The sequence below is a fragment of the Brucella sp. H1_1004 genome (assembly GCF_047308065.1).
In the GTDB taxonomy this organism is placed as follows: domain Bacteria; phylum Pseudomonadota; class Alphaproteobacteria; order Rhizobiales; family Rhizobiaceae; genus Brucella; species Brucella pseudogrignonensis_B.
Genome location: NZ_JAYKZA010000002.1, coordinates 1,716,484 through 1,730,269, shown reverse-complemented (window position 1 = coordinate 1,730,269; position 13,786 = coordinate 1,716,484). Strand labels below are relative to the sequence as shown.

Here is a 13,786-nt window from a genome sequence, read left to right as displayed (position 1 = left end):
AACTTCATTCATTCCGATGCAATCAGCGTCGGTTAAAAGTTGGCACACCCATCCGGTGTGCCTTCGCTTTCGTGAAAGGCGACACAATGAGCATTTCCGCATCACAGGTTAAAGAACTCCGCGAACTGACTGGCGCAGGCATGATGGACTGCAAGGCAGCGCTTGCTGAAACCAATGGCGACATCGAAGCCGCTGTTGATTATCTGCGCGCTAAGGGCATGGCAAAGGCTGACAAGAAGGCGGGCCGTACGGCTGCTGAAGGTCTGGTTGGCGTTGCAGCTTCCGGCAACAAGGCTGTTGTTGTTGAAGTCAACTCCGAAACCGATTTCGTTGCACGTAACGACGCGTTTCAGGAACTCGTTCGTCAGATCGCAAACGCAGCTGTCAAGACTGACGGTTCGTCCGAAGCAGTTGCTGAAGCAGACATTGACGGCAAGACCGTTACGCAGGCTGCAAAAGACGCAGTTGCAACCATTGGTGAAAACATCAGCTTCCGTCGTTCGGCAGCTCTTGAAGTTTCCAAGGGTGCAGTTGCTACTTATGTTCATAACGGCGTTGCTGACGGCCTCGGCAAGCTCGGCGTTCTCGTTGCTATCGAAACTGACGGTGACGCAGAAGCTGCAAGCGCATTCGGCCGTCAGGTTGCAATGCACGTTGCGGCTATCAACCCGCTCGCTCTGACTGCTGCTGACGTTGATCCAGCTGCTGCAGAACGCGAAAAGGCGATCTTCATCGAGCAGGCTCGTGAATCGGGCAAGCCAGATGCAATCATCGAAAAGATGATCGAAGGCCGTATGCGCAAGTTCTACGAAGAAGTTGTTCTTCTTTCGCAGGCTTTTGTCATTAACCCAGATCTCACTGTTGAAGCTGCTCTTAAAGAAGCAGAAAAGTCGATTGGCGCGCCTGCAAAGATCACTGGCTTTGCACGTATCGCTCTCGGTGAAGGCATCGAAAAAGAAGAAAGTGACTTCGCTGCTGAAGTTGCTGCTGCTGCCAAGGGCTAATTCGTCTTTTCATCTGAAAATGCTTTGATTATGAAGGGCATCGCGTGACAACGCGGTGCCCTTCGTGTATCGCAACCTCTATTATTCATTGATCACTATCTGCGGAGAACTCTCCATGTCCGTTAAGGTCGCCTATAAACGCGTTCTGCTAAAAGCCTCGGGTGAGGCATTAATGGGCAATCAGGGGTTTGGTATCGACGTCTCCGTTGCCGACCGCATTGCCAATGATATTAAGCAGGCGCGTGCACTGGGGGTTGAAGTCGGCGTTGTCATCGGTGGCGGTAATATTTTCCGCGGTGTGGCGGTGGCTTCCAAGGGCGGTGACCGCGTGACAGGCGACCATATGGGGATGCTCGCAACAGTGATCAATTCGCTGGCGCTACGTACCTCATTGCACAAGATTGGCGTGGACGCTGTTGTTCTCTCTGCCATAGCGATGCCTGAAATCTGCGAGAGCTTCTCACAACGGCAGGCAACTGCCTATATGGATGAGGGAAAGGTTGTGATCTTTGCAGGCGGCACGGGCAACCCGTTCTTTACGACCGATTCTGCTGCTGCACTGCGCGCGGCCGAAGTTGGCGCAGATGCGCTGTTGAAGGGTACGCAGGTTGACGGTATTTACACTGCCGATCCGAAGAAAGACCCGACAGCGACGCGTTTCGATGCGCTTAGCCATAAGGAAGTTCTGGATCGCGGACTGGCTGTCATGGATACGACGGCAGTTGCCCTTGCGCGTGAGAACAACATTCCGATAATAGTTTATTCTATCCATGAAAGCGGCGGTTTGGCCGAAATTCTGCAAGGTAAGGGACGCTGCACGATCGTTTCCGATAAATGATCGTTGTTTTTGCCAAGCACTGAAGGAGAATCTGCATGAGCGATGTTTTTGACATCAACGACCTGAAGCGACGCATGGAAGGCGCGATCAATTCCCTTAAGCACGACCTTGGTGGTCTGCGTACGGGCCGCGCTTCTGCAAGCTTGCTCGAACCAATCACGATTACGGCCTATGGTTCAGAAATGCCGATCAATCAGGTTGCCAATATTACAGTGCCTGAAGCGCGCATGCTGTCAGTCTCTGTGTGGGACAAGACAATGGTTGGTGCGGTTGAACGCGCGATTCGTGATTCTGGTCTTGGTCTTAACCCAATTACCGATGGTATGACGCTGCGTATTCCGCTTCCTGAGCTGAATGAACAGCGCCGTAAAGAGCTGGTCAAGATTGCTCATCAATATGCAGAGCAGGGCCGTATTTCTGCGCGTCACGTTCGTCGCGATGGCATGGATACGTTGAAAAAACTCGAAAAAGACGGCGATATCAGCCAGGATGACAGCCGTGGCCTTTCGGAAAAAGTACAGAAGCTGACTGACGATACCATTGCAGAAATGGACAAGATCGTTTCGGTCAAAGAAGGAGAAATCATGCAGGTTTAGGCCTGACGTGATTTTCCATCAAGGGGAGCTTCGACATGTCTGATCCGCGCCACATAGCCATTATCATGGATGGTAATGGCCGTTGGGCTAAGGCGCGTGGTTTGCCGCGTAGCGCCGGCCATAGGGCCGGCGTCGAAGCTTTGCGTGAGACGGTGAGGGGCGCGGGTGATCGCGGCCTTGGCTATCTCACTCTCTTTGCATTCTCTTCCGAAAATTGGTCACGCCCCAGCGGTGAAGTTGGCGATCTCATGGGATTGCTGAAGCTCTTCATACGGCGCGACCTTGCTGAACTTCATCGCAACAATGTCCGTGTGCGGATTATTGGTGAGCGCGATGGATTAGCGGAAGATATTTGTGGCTTGCTTGGTGAGGCCGAGTCACTCACGCGGCAGAACACCGGACTAAACCTGATCATCGCCTTCAATTATGGTTCGCGTGATGAGATTACACGAGCCGTCAAAAGTCTGGCGCGCGATGTCGCTGCGGGCTTGCTCGACCCATCATCTATTTCGGCTGATTTGATTTCCGCCAATCTTGATACGGCTGGCATTCCCGATCCTGATTTGATCATCCGCACCAGCGGTGAAATGCGGTTATCGAATTTTTTGCTCTGGCAGGCGGCTTATGCCGAGTTTCTCTTTGTTCCAGGACATTGGCCCGACTTCAGGCCAGCTGATCTTGAAGGCGCCTATGAAGTCTTTCGCCAGCGCGAACGTCGTTTTGGTGGCGTAGACATCCTTGAACAATCCGAAGAATATGCATGCCCTTCGAACAATGGTGCAGCTGTTTGATGCGGCTCGACCGCTTTATCGAAAGGTATCAATGTCAAATCTGCAAACTCGTATTCTGACCGCGATTGTTCTTGGAACTGTTGCTCTGTGGCTCACTTGGGTTGGCGGGCTGGGTTTCACCTTGTTTGCAATCGCTATCGGTTTTGCGATGTTTTACGAGTGGACGGAGCTGACTGGGACGAAACAGACGACATTTTCCCGCCTGTTTGGCTGGGGCTGGTTAATCCTAACATCTATTCTTCTGATTCTTGATCGCGGTGCCTTGCTTACGATTGGCGTGTTGACCGTAGGTACGATTGTCCTCCTGGTTACACAGTGGAAGAATGGCCGCGGATGGCCTGCAACAGGTCTTTTCTACGCGGGTTTCTCTGCAATTTCGCTTTCGCTGTTGCGTGGCGATGAGCCGTTTGGCTTTACAGCTATCTGTTTTCTTTTCGCCGTTGTCTGGTCGACCGACATTGCAGCCTATTTCAATGGGCGCGCTTTAGGTGGCCCTAAGCTTGCACCACGCTTTTCGCCGAATAAGACATGGTCCGGTGCGCTTGGCGGAGCAGCTGCAGCAGTTGCCGGTGGTATTCTGGTTGCATCGCTTGTTGCTGCGCCAGGTAGTTGGATTGTGCCATTATTGGCATTGTTGTTGTCCATCATTTCTCAGATCGGCGATTTGGCGGAATCGTGGGTAAAGCGACAGTTTGGTGCAAAAGATTCGGGCCGTCTCCTGCCGGGACATGGCGGAGTGCTGGATCGCGTTGATGGGCTGGTGGCAGCAGCAGCTCTTTTATATCTATTCGGTGCAGTTATGGCAGAACCCGATGTGCCATCAGCTATCTTCTTTAGTTTTTGACCGCGCGTAAATTTGGAGGAGTGGTAATTTGCAGGAGGCTCTCGCCTTTTTTATCGGCAGCGAAAGTCTGCTTGTGGGAACCATAATTCCATTTCTGTTTGTTCTGACAGTTGTCGTCTTTGTGCATGAAATGGGGCATTATCTGGTTGGTAGATGGTGCGGCATTGGCGCAAGCGCTTTTTCCATTGGTTTCGGCCCAGAGCTGATTGGCTTTACCGATAAACATGGTACGCGCTGGAAACTTTCGGCGATTCCACTTGGTGGCTACGTGAAGTTCATCGGCGATGAAGACGCCACAAGCTCGCCGGTCGGCGTTGATGTTTCAAAGCTCTCTGCTGATGAGCAGAGCAGAGCGTTCCCGGGACAGCCCGTCTGGAAGCGTGCGGCGACCGTTTTTGCAGGCCCTGCATTCAACATTATTCTTACTGTCGTCATCTTCAGCATATTTTTCGCAATGTATGGTCGGCAGATTGCTGATCCGCTTGTTGCTGGCGTACAGCCGAATAGCCCTGCGGCTGCAGCAGGTTTTGAGCCGGGCGACCGTTTTATCAGCGTGGAAGGTCAGAAAGTTACGACATTTTCAGACGTGCAGCGGATTGTGTCTGGTCGCTCGGGTGATGAGTTGCACTTTACCGTTGAGCGTGATGGTAACATGGTCGACCTTAAGGCAACGCCATCTCTTGTCGAACGCACAGACCCACTTGGCAACAAAATTAAAATGGGCGCTATCGGCGTTGAAACGACGCAAGCGGTCGGTAATTTTCGACGTATTGAGTATGGACCGCTCGAATCAGTGGGGCAGGCCATTATAGAAACTGGTCACATTATTAGCCGCACGGGTGAATTTTTTAAGCGGTTCGCAGTTGGCCGTGAAGACAAGTGTCAGCTTGGTGGTCCGGTGAAGATTGCTAATATGGCTGGTAAGGCTGCTAGTCAGGGCTTTGACTGGCTTATCCAGCTGACTGCCATGCTCTCCATTGGTATCGGGCTTTTGAACTTGTTCCCGCTGCCGCCGCTCGATGGGGGGCATCTGGTTTTCTATGCTGTGGAAGCGATTAAGGGTAGTCCGGTGTCGGTTCGTGCGCAGGAGCTTTTTTATCGCGTAGGCTTTCTCGTAGTTATGGGTTTCATGGGGTTTGTACTTTTCAACGACCTTTTTGCCTGCTAGATCACTTCCCGGATATTGACGGGAAATCGGGTCTCGCTATCAACTTGGCGAGACTCTAATCCGCATGAGCGCCTCTCTGGCCAAAAGCTGTGTAGAGGTGTTAATCAGAAATGAAGTTTTGGAGTGAGGACTGGAAAAGCGTAGTGTTTTGTTTACCATAAGTATTAAATCGCGTGGCACGGATGCCACGCTGGTTGCTTAAGTAAACAGATTTTAACCGCGACGCTTGCTTGTATAGAAAAACCGGCTATTACGGTTGTATCTGTACGTGCATTTCTGGGAAATTCGCCCCGGGGACAGAAAAAACGAAGGTTCGGAAAGCCCATGACGGCAAGTTCTAAATTCTTTGGTGCCGCTTCAGCGCTCGCCATGTCAGTTGCTCTGGTAGCTTCAGGTTCGGCTGCGCTTTCTCTTGCATCGGTCACTGCTGCTCATGCTGCTGTTGTCAATCGCATTGAAGTGCGTGGCAACGCGCGTGTTGACGCGCAGACGGTCCGTGATAATATCGGCATTCAGCCGGGCAAAGCTTTCAACGCTAATGACATCGATGAAGCTGTAAAGCGTCTTTACGCTATGGGCCTGTTCTCTGATGTCCGCATCAACCAGTCCGGCAGCACGCTTGTTGTTCATGTCAATGAGCGTTCCGTTGTTAATAACGTCCTGTTTCAGGGCAACAAGAAGATTAAAGATCCTGATCTGGCACGTGCTGTTCAGCTCAAGGCGCGTTCGCCTTATGATGCTGCAACCATGGAAGCCGATAAGGAAGCCATCAAGGGTGCTTACGCGCATATCGGACGCAGCGATGCGATCGTGAATGCACGTACCGTTGATCTCGGTCAGGGGCGCGTCAATGTGGTCTATGAGATCACGGAAGGCGGCCGCACAAAGATAGCTGATATTAACTTTGTCGGTAACAATGCTTACGGTTCGCGCCGTCTGCGCGATGTCATCTCCACCAAGCGTTCGAACCCGCTGTCGTGGTTGACCCGTAATGACGTTTACGATGAAGGCCGTTTGCAGGCTGACGAAGAAGCGCTGCGTCGTTTCTACTACAATCGCGGTTATGCAGATTTCCGCGTCTTGTCTTCAAACGCGACGCTTGATCCTTCGACCAACGAATATACGATCACCATCAATGTTGATGAAGGCAATCGCTACAACTTCGGCGATGTTTCGGTTGAAAGCACCGTTGACGGTGTTGATACGCAGGCGCTCAATGGCCTCGTAAAGACCCGCTCAGGCAAGGCTTACAGCGCTAAGGAAGTTGAAGACTCGGTTACTGCGATCACCGAAAGTGTAGCTGGCAGCGGTTATGCTTTTGCGAAAGTTGAACCACGCGGCGATCGTAACTTCGAAAACAACACGATCTCGGTCGTTTATAGTGTTGATCAGGGTCCGCGCGCTTATGTTGAGCGCATTGAAATCCGTGGCAACGACAAGACCCGTGATTACGTCATCCGTCGCGAATTCGATATGAACGAAGGTGATGCCTTCAATCAGGTCATGGTTCAGCGCGCAAAGCGTCGTCTTGAAGCGCTTGATTTCTTCCAGACTGTCAATGTTTCAACCGCTCCGGGTGCAGAGCCTGATCAGGTTATTCTGATTGTTGATGTGGTCGAAAAGTCGACCGGTGAATTCTCGATCGGTGGTGGCTATACGACAGGTGGTGATTCTCCGGGCGCGCAGGTTGAAGCTGCGATCACCGAGCGTAACTTCCTCGGCCGTGGTCAATTTATTCGTATCAGTGCTGGTGCTGGTCAGGATGCAATGCGTAACTACGCGCTGTCTTTCACTGAGCCTTACTTCCTCGGCTATCGCATGTCGGCCGGTTTCGATGTGTTCCGTCGTTCATACCGCGTCAGCAGTGGCGGTCGCTATGATGTTGAACAGACGGGTGGAACGATTCGTTTCGGCCTTCCAATCACCGATAACTTCTCCGCTGGTGTTGCATACAACCTCGTGCAGGAAAAGTATAAGCTGTACGATAACGTTGGCTCTGATTATTATGCGCCAGCTCTTATCGAAGCTGCTGAGAACAGCCCATGGTTGCGTTCGTCGATCAGCTATTCGCTGACCTATAACTCCATTGATGATATGAAAAATCCGCATGATGGTATTTATGCGAAGTTCAATCAGGAATTTGCTGGTCTTGGCGGTGATGCGAAGTACATCAAGACGACCTTCAAAGGTAATTACTACCAGACTCTTGCTCAGGAAGCAGATATCGTCGGTATGCTGGGTATAGGTGGTGGCTATATCCACGAATTCGGTAATGATGGCGTCCGTATCTTCGATTTGTTCAAGAATAATTCGGACATGATCCGTGGCTTCAAGTTCAACGGCATTGGTCCATACCAAGATGCTGGAAACGGCAATCGCTACTGGCTCGGTGGTACGACTTATATGAATGCAACTGCTGAAGTGCAGTTCCCGATGCCATTGGTTCCGGATAGTCTCGGCATTCGTGGTGCATTCTTTGCAGACGCTGCAACGCTTTATGGTAACAACACGCCCAATATTTCGGGCGACGACAAGAAGATTCGTTCTTCTGTCGGTGTCAGCCTGATGTGGGCGTCGCCATTTGGTCCTCTGCGTTTCGACTATGCGCTTCCTGTTTCGAAGGCTGATTCCGATAAGGTTCAGAATTTCAACTTCGGCGTTTCGACCAAGTTCTAATAGATTTGCCTTTTCCCGGGGCAGGCATGCCCCGGGCAAGAAAGTGCTTAGATGGCAGATCCAAATTTCTTCAAGCCTTCTCGTGAACTCACGATCGGCGATATAGCAGATTTCACCGGTGCAAGCCTTCGCAACCCGAAGCTTGCACCGCGTGCTGTTGCGCGTTTGTCTTCTGTCAATGATGCGAGTGCTGATGCGCTTGTTTTTGTTGATGGCAAGAAGAATGCAGCAACACTGGCAGGCAAAAAAGCCGCCGCCGTTTTATGCTCGGAAGATGTCGCTGATAGCGTTCCTTCCGATGTTGCTGTTCTCGTTACACGATATCCTCAGCGTGATTTCTCATCCGTTGGCCGGATGCTGTTTCCTATTTCGGTACGTCCGCAAAGCTGGCTTGGTGAAACGGGTGTTTCACCCGCTGCTTTCATTCATCCGACAGCTAAGATTGAAGATGGTGCTACGATCGAAGCAGGCGCTTCGATTGGTAAAGATGTAACCATCGGCTCTGGCACGCTAATCGCGGCAACAGCTGTTATTGGTGCTGGCTGTCAGATTGGTCGCGATAGCTATATAGCGCCAGGCGTAACCGTTCAGTTTGCCATGATCGGAAACCGTGTATCTTTGCACCCGGGTGTACGCATTGGGCAGGATGGATTTGGCTATGTGCCGGGTCCGCGTGGTCTTGAAAAAGTGCCGCAGCTTGGTCGCGTTATCATTCAGGATGATGTGGAAATTGGTGCAAACACCACGATTGATCGTGGTGCTTTAAGCGACACTTTCATCGGTGAAGGCACCAAGATCGATAATCTTGTTCAGATCGCACATAATGTACGCTTTGGCCGCTTTTGTGTTGTTGCCGCTCTTTGCGGCATTTCAGGAAGTGTTGTAATTGGTGATCAGACGATGATTGGTGGTAGCGTTGGGCTTGCCGATCATGTGGTTATCGGTTCACGTGTGCAGATTGCTGCTGGAAGCGGCGTAATGAATGACATACCCGATGGTGAGCGTTGGGGGGGCGTCCCTGCTCGACCTATTAAACAATGGTTCCGCGATATCGCAAATATTCGGAGCATCGGGAAACCAAGAAAGGAGCAATCCTCTGATGAGTGAAGCTAATCAGAAGCTGGAAACCGCAGACATTCAGGCTGTTTTGCGAGCGCTCCCGCATCGTTATCCGTTTTTGTTGATCGACCGCATCATTAATATTGATGGTGATCAATCAGCTACTGGCATTAAGAACGTTACGATCAACGAACCGCATTTTACCGGTCATTTCCCGGAAAAGCCGATTATGCCGGGCGTTCTGATCATTGAAGCGATGGCACAGACTGCTGGCGCTATCACCGTTCTTAACAAAGGTTCTGACGCACCGAGCCTTGTTTATTTCATGACAATCGACAAAGCCAAGTTCCGCCGTCCGGTGGTTCCAGGTGATCAGCTTCACCTTCACGTGAAGAAGGTTAAACAGCGCGGAAATATTTCTAAATATGAATGCGTAGCGGAAGTTGATGGCGTAAAGGTAGCCGAGGCTGAAGTCGCCGCTATGGTTGGCGTAGCCGAAGAAAAGGCGTGAGTACCTCAATGAAGGAAACTTTTATCCACCCTACCGCTCTTGTGGAGCAGGGTGTGGAACTTGGACAGGGCGTTTCCGTCGGTCCTTTTTGTCATGTTCAGTCTGGCGCCGTCATTGGCGATAATTCTGAGCTGATGAGCCATGTCGTGATCAGCGATGCTGTTCGTCTTGGTGCGAAAGCTAAGGTCTATCCGCATGCGGTCCTTGGTTGCGATCCGCAAAATGGCAAGCATAAGGGTGGTCCCACCACTCTTTCAGTTGGTGATAATTGTCTCATTCGAGAAGGTGTCACCATGCACCGTGGGTCTGATAGCAGTCGCGGCTACACAAGCGTCGGCAATAACTGTCAGTTTCTCGCTTATGCGCATGTCGCACATGATTGCGATGTGGGCGATCACGTTACCTTTGCAAACAACGTCATGATCGGCGGTCACGTCGAAATCGGTCATCACGCTATTCTGGGTGGCGGTTCCGCTGTTCACCAGTTTACGCGGGTTGGTCATCATGCCTTTGTTGGTGGCATGGCTGCTCTCGCGCACGATCTTATTCCTTACGGAAGCGCAATCGGAAATCACGCTTATCTTGGCGGCTTGAATATTATCGGTATGAAACGCTCCGGCATGCAGCGCAAAGATATCCATAATCTGCGCCATGCCGTGCATATGCTGTTTGATCGCAGCAAGCCGGTGCGTGAGCGCGCGCAGGATGTACTGGACGCATTTCCGGGTTCGGATGGTGTAGCTGATCTTATTTCGTTCATTATGGTGGAAAATAAGCGCGCTTATTGCACGCCACCGCTTGGTTCATCCGTAGGTGGAGCGATGAATGACGGTGACGACGATTGATAGCGGGGCTGGTCCTGTAACGAGCAAGCGTACTGCAATCATTGCTGGTAACGGTCTTTTGCCAATCAAAGTGGCTGAAGCTTTAAAGGCGGATGGAAATCCGCCTTTTGTACTTCCATTGCGGGGCGAAGCAGATGCTTCGCTTTACGAGTACGAACATCAGGAAATCGCGGCGATTGATTTTGGCATGTTGATTCGTGCCATGCGTTCCGCTGGCGTTAGCCAGGTTGTTCTTGCCGGTGGACTTCGTAATCGTCCGCATCTTAGTGATTTGAAGCTCAATGTTCCGACTTTGAGGGCCGCGCGCTACGTTCTGACCGCACTGGGGCAGGGCGATGATGCTCTGCTGCGCGCTTTCATGCGGTTGCTTGAGCGTTATGGTTTTAGCATGATTGGCGCCCACGAGGTTGTGCCAGAATTGTTATCGCCGACACCTCCGCGCAACATAACGCGTAGGACGCCCGACGCTCGCGAGCGACGAAATATAGCGCTTGCAATGGAAGCAGCGCTTCGGCTCGGAGAGCTCGATGTCGGGCAAGGCGCAATCGCTGCTGGTGGGCGCGTTGTGGCTCTCGAAGGTGCCGAAGGCACCGACCAGATGATCGAGCGTGTACACGAGCTTCGTCAGGCCGGTCGCATCTCCAAACTCGGTGGTGTGCTTGTTAAAATGGCGAAGCCACGTCAAGATGAGCGCGCTGATTTGCCTGCTATCGGGATATCAACGGTGGAGAATGCTGCACGAGCAGGACTTTCGGGAATTGCGATTGAAGCAGGCCGAACTTTCATTTTGGGTCTTGGGGAAACCATTGCCGCAGCCAATGAAAAGGGCCTCTTTATTGAAACAATCAGTCGAAGCAAAAAGGATAGGACAGGGTGAGCAAAACAAACCGGCCATTAAAAATAGCAATCGTGGCCGGAGAAGAGTCTGGTGATCTTCTTGGTGCTGATCTGATTGATGCGCTTCGTGGTCAGACAGAGCGGCTTGTCGATATTATTGGCGTCGGCGGTGCGCATCTAAGTGAGCGCGGACTGAAGACGTTTTTCGACCCGCATGAGATTGCACTTATGGGCCTTGGTGCGATTTTAAAAAACCTTCCCGGCCTGATTTTACGTATTCGACAGACGGCAAAGCGCATTGTTGCTGAGAAGCCGGATTGCGTGTTGTTGATTGATAGCCCCGAATTTACACATCGCGTTGCGAAGAAAATTCGTGCTGCCGATCCATCGATTCCAATCGTAAAATACATTGCGCCGAGCGTGTGGGCATGGCGTCCACAGCGTGCCAAAGCCATGCGTGCCTATGTCGATCATGTCTTGACGGTATTGCCATTTGAAGTTGAGGTGATGCAGCGATTGAATGGCCCGCAATCGACTTATGTTGGTCATCGTTTGAGCAGCTATGAGCCTATTTTAAAGGTTCAAGAGGCGCAGCGTGCGCTTGAGTTGACACGCTGGAGTGATGATTCACGTTGTTTGTTGGTGATGCCTGGTTCGCGCCGTGTTGAAGTCGAAATGCTCATGGAGCCATTCGGTAGAGCCGTTGCAGAGCTTTCCGCGCGGTTTGAAAAACTCGAAATTATTCTGCCCACATTGCCGCGTATCGAGGAAATGGTCCGGGAGCTTTCGAAGGATTGGGCTGTTAAACCGCTTATCGTAACGGGCTATGAAGCCAAGTGGGATGCTTTTGCGCGCGCGGATGCAGCCTTAGCTGCTTCGGGTACTGTTTCGCTGGAACTGGCCTTGTCGCATATTCCAACGGTTCTTTCCTATAAGGCTGACTGGTTCGCACGTCAGTTTCTGATTTCCAGAATTACGATCTGGAGCGCAGCTCTACCGAATATTATTGCTGATCAGCCCGTAGTACCGGAGTTCTTCAATGAATCCGTACGGCCCGGCAATCTGGCGCGTTATATCGAACAGCTTTTGCTGAAGAGTGCATCTCGACAGGCTCAGATTGATGGATTTGATAAGGTCACGAAGATTATGGCAACTGATCGGCCTTCTGGTGAAATCGGAGCGGGAGTGCTGCTTGATCTGGCTGAGAACGGCAGGAAACGTTAAGAGTTAGAAAATTTGGGCAAACAAAAACCCCGGCGATTTGCCGGGGTTTTCTTTTATTCAATGACTATTTGCGCTTCGCAGTTGGCACATAATCGCGTTCTGGCGCACCAGTGTAAAGCTGACGCGGACGGCCGATCTTCTGCTGGGGGTCTTCAATCATTTCCTTCCACTGTGCGACCCAGCCGACGGTGCGTGCGAGTGCGAACAGAACGGTGAACATTTCGGTTGGGAAGCCGAGAGCCTTCAGCGTAATGCCCGAGTAGAAGTCGATGTTTGGATAGAGCTTCTTCTCGATGAAATATTCATCGGTCAGAGCAATGCGTTCCAGTTCCAATGCAACATCGAGAAGCGGATCATCCTTGATGCCGAGTTCGCCGAGAACTTCATGGCAGGTCTTCTGCATGATCTTCGCGCGTGGATCGTAGTTCTTGTAAACGCGATGACCAAAGCCCATCAGACGGAATGGATCGTTTTTGTCTTTCGCACGTGCGATGAATTCTGGAATGCGGTCAACAGAGCCGATTTCAGCAAGCATATTGAGCGCTGCTTCATTCGCACCGCCATGCGCAGGGCCCCAAAGGCAAGCAACACCAGCAGCGATACATGCAAATGGATTTGCGCCCGACGAACCGGCGAGACGAACGGTCGATGTCGAAGCATTCTGTTCGTGATCAGCATGCAGGATGAAAATGCGGTCCATAGCGCGAGCGAGAACAGGATTGACCTTGTAATCTTCACACGGAACGCCAAAGCACATGTACAGGAAGTTCGACGCAAAATCGAGGTCGTTCTTCGGGTACATGAATGGCTGGCCGATGTGGTACTTATAAGCCATTGCAGCAAGGGTTGGCACCTTGGCGATCAGGCGGATCGAAGCAACCATGCGCTGATGCGGATCGGTAATATCGGTCGAGTCGTGGTAGAAAGCCGACATAGCGCCTACGCAGCCCACGATAACGGCCATTGGGTGCGCGTCACGGCGGAAGCCGCTAAAGAACTTTGTCATCTGCTCGTGGATCATAGTGTGACGTGTCACACGATGATCAAAATCGGCCTTCTGGGTCGCTGTTGGCAGTTCGCCGTAAAGTAGCAGATAGCAAGTTTCGAGGAAGTCGCCATGTTCAGCAAGCTGATCAATCGGATAGCCACGATAAAGCAGCACGCCTTCATCACCATCAATATAGGTGATTTTGGATTCGCACGAAGCGGTCGAGGTGAACCCTGGGTCATAGGTGAAAGCATGGGCGTTTTTGTAAAGTGGACCGATGTCGACAACGTCCGGCCCGACAGTGCCTTGTCGTACAGGCAGGTCGAACGTTTTGCCGTCGAGGGTAAAGCTAGCTGTCTTATCTGACATCGTGTTTCCTTTCGTGTCCACTTTTGCTGCCCATGG

At 51.6% G+C, this 13,786-nt stretch carries 13 protein-coding genes; 12 read left to right on the top strand and 1 reads right to left on the bottom strand.

What is annotated here, in order from left to right; translation table 11 throughout:
* The first annotated feature begins 86 nt into the window (after positions 1-86).
* The 12 genes from tsf to lpxB all read left to right on the top strand — a co-directional run bounded on the left by tsf (position 87) and on the right by lpxB (position 12,393).
* The gene (gene tsf, locus U2P60_RS15715) at positions 87-1,004 is read left to right on the top strand and encodes a translation elongation factor Ts (protein WP_313826585.1); all 918 of its coding nucleotides are present in this window, start codon (positions 87-89) and stop codon (positions 1,002-1,004) included.
* Between the two features lie 115 nt (positions 1,005-1,119).
* On the top strand, positions 1,120-1,842 hold the full coding sequence (gene pyrH / locus U2P60_RS15710) for a UMP kinase (protein ID WP_313826584.1): 723 nt from the start codon (positions 1,120-1,122) through the stop codon (positions 1,840-1,842).
* A gap of 35 nt (positions 1,843-1,877) precedes the next feature.
* Positions 1,878-2,438 (top strand): ribosome recycling factor, encoded by a 561-nt coding sequence (gene frr / locus U2P60_RS15705; protein WP_413573305.1) that lies wholly within the window; start codon positions 1,878-1,880, stop codon positions 2,436-2,438.
* A gap of 35 nt (positions 2,439-2,473) precedes the next feature.
* Positions 2,474-3,229: an isoprenyl transferase gene (locus U2P60_RS15700; protein ID WP_313826582.1), complete on the top strand. Its 756-nt coding sequence runs from the start codon at positions 2,474-2,476 to the stop codon at positions 3,227-3,229.
* A 31-nt stretch (positions 3,230-3,260) separates the two neighbouring features.
* Positions 3,261-4,073 (top strand): phosphatidate cytidylyltransferase, encoded by an 813-nt coding sequence (locus U2P60_RS15695; protein ID WP_413573304.1) that lies wholly within the window; start codon positions 3,261-3,263, stop codon positions 4,071-4,073.
* A 28-nt stretch (positions 4,074-4,101) separates the two neighbouring features.
* Positions 4,102-5,241, top strand: coding sequence for an RIP metalloprotease RseP (rseP, locus tag U2P60_RS15690; protein WP_413573303.1), 1,140 nt, complete (start codon positions 4,102-4,104; stop codon positions 5,239-5,241).
* A gap of 324 nt (positions 5,242-5,565) precedes the next feature.
* Positions 5,566-7,917 carry an outer membrane protein assembly factor BamA gene (gene bamA, locus U2P60_RS15685; RefSeq protein ID WP_413573302.1) on the top strand — a complete coding sequence of 784 codons (2,352 nt, stop codon included), beginning with the start codon at positions 5,566-5,568 and terminating at the stop codon, positions 7,915-7,917.
* Positions 7,918-7,968: 51 nt separating this feature from the next.
* Positions 7,969-9,024 carry a UDP-3-O-(3-hydroxymyristoyl)glucosamine N-acyltransferase gene (lpxD, locus tag U2P60_RS15680; RefSeq protein ID WP_413573301.1) on the top strand — a complete coding sequence of 352 codons (1,056 nt, stop codon included), beginning with the start codon at positions 7,969-7,971 and terminating at the stop codon, positions 9,022-9,024.
* Complete coding sequence (fabZ, locus tag U2P60_RS15675; RefSeq protein ID WP_310010015.1) at positions 9,017-9,487, top strand: 3-hydroxyacyl-ACP dehydratase FabZ; 471 nt, start codon at positions 9,017-9,019, stop codon at positions 9,485-9,487. The genes lpxD and fabZ overlap by 8 nt, the downstream gene beginning before the upstream one ends.
* Positions 9,488-9,495: 8 nt before the next feature.
* Positions 9,496-10,332, top strand: a complete 837-nt coding sequence (gene lpxA, locus U2P60_RS15670; protein ID WP_413573300.1) for an acyl-ACP--UDP-N-acetylglucosamine O-acyltransferase — start codon at positions 9,496-9,498, stop codon at positions 10,330-10,332.
* On the top strand, positions 10,313-11,209 hold the full coding sequence (locus tag U2P60_RS15665; protein ID WP_413573299.1) for an LpxI family protein: 897 nt from the start codon (positions 10,313-10,315) through the stop codon (positions 11,207-11,209). The genes lpxA and U2P60_RS15665 overlap by 20 nt, the downstream gene beginning before the upstream one ends.
* Positions 11,206-12,393 (top strand): lipid-A-disaccharide synthase, encoded by a 1,188-nt coding sequence (lpxB, locus tag U2P60_RS15660; RefSeq protein ID WP_413573298.1) that lies wholly within the window; start codon positions 11,206-11,208, stop codon positions 12,391-12,393. Before U2P60_RS15665 ends, lpxB begins: the two co-directional genes overlap by 4 nt.
* 64 nt (positions 12,394-12,457) lie before the next feature.
* On the opposite strand, the gene gltA is transcribed toward lpxB, so the two are convergent.
* Positions 12,458-13,750 (bottom strand): citrate synthase, encoded by a 1,293-nt coding sequence (gene gltA, locus U2P60_RS15655; protein ID WP_313826574.1) that lies wholly within the window; start codon positions 13,748-13,750, stop codon positions 12,458-12,460.
* Positions 13,751-13,786: the final 36 nt, after the last annotated feature.

Bases quoted from the DNA above. Each gene is read 5' to 3' on its own strand.
- bamA (WP_413573302.1), top strand. From the start codon at position 5,566: ATGACGGCAAGTTCTAAATTCTTTGGTGCCGCTTCAGCGCTCGCCATG.
- frr (WP_413573305.1), top strand. From the start codon at position 1,878: ATGAGCGATGTTTTTGACATCAACGACCTGAAGCGACGCATGGAAGGC.
- tsf (WP_313826585.1), top strand. From the start codon at position 87: ATGAGCATTTCCGCATCACAGGTTAAAGAACTCCGCGAACTGACTGGC.
- U2P60_RS15695 (WP_413573304.1), top strand. From the start codon at position 3,261: ATGTCAAATCTGCAAACTCGTATTCTGACCGCGATTGTTCTTGGAACT.
- U2P60_RS15700 (WP_313826582.1), top strand. From the start codon at position 2,474: ATGTCTGATCCGCGCCACATAGCCATTATCATGGATGGTAATGGCCGT.
- fabZ (WP_310010015.1), top strand. From the start codon at position 9,017: ATGAGTGAAGCTAATCAGAAGCTGGAAACCGCAGACATTCAGGCTGTT.
- U2P60_RS15665 (WP_413573299.1), top strand. From the start codon at position 10,313: ATGACGGTGACGACGATTGATAGCGGGGCTGGTCCTGTAACGAGCAAG.
- gltA (WP_313826574.1), bottom strand. From the start codon at position 13,750: ATGTCAGATAAGACAGCTAGCTTTACCCTCGACGGCAAAACGTTCGAC.
- pyrH (WP_313826584.1), top strand. From the start codon at position 1,120: ATGTCCGTTAAGGTCGCCTATAAACGCGTTCTGCTAAAAGCCTCGGGT.
- lpxA (WP_413573300.1), top strand. From the start codon at position 9,496: ATGAAGGAAACTTTTATCCACCCTACCGCTCTTGTGGAGCAGGGTGTG.
- lpxD (WP_413573301.1), top strand. From the start codon at position 7,969: ATGGCAGATCCAAATTTCTTCAAGCCTTCTCGTGAACTCACGATCGGC.